Source organism: Shewanella sp. 8A, assembly GCF_023475945.1.
GTDB classification, from domain to species: domain Bacteria; phylum Pseudomonadota; class Gammaproteobacteria; order Enterobacterales; family Shewanellaceae; genus Shewanella; species Shewanella xiamenensis.
In genome coordinates this window covers 1-203 of sequence record NZ_JAMDJP010000142.1, presented here as the reverse complement: position 1 = coordinate 203, position 203 = coordinate 1, and the positions used below count along the sequence as shown (strand labels likewise).

The 203-nt window shown below is 53.2% G+C and carries 1 rRNA gene; it reads right to left on the bottom strand.

The features are described 5' to 3' along the window. A 16S ribosomal RNA gene (locus M0413_RS23175) occupies positions 1–201 on the bottom strand; the annotation flags it as partial. Positions 202–203: the final 2 nt, after the last annotated feature.

Sequence of the window (203 nt, the reverse complement as noted above, 5' to 3'; positions counted from 1 at the left end):
CCTCTTTCCCCCGTAGGGCGTATGCGGTATTAGCAGTCGTTTCCAACTGTTATCCCCCTCGACTGGGCAGATCCCTAGGCATTACTCACCCGTCCGCCGCTCGCCACCTCATAAGTAAACTTACTTGTGCTGCCGCTCGACTTGCATGTGTTAGGCCTGCCGCCAGCGTTCAATCTGAGCCATGATCAAACTCTTCAATTAAA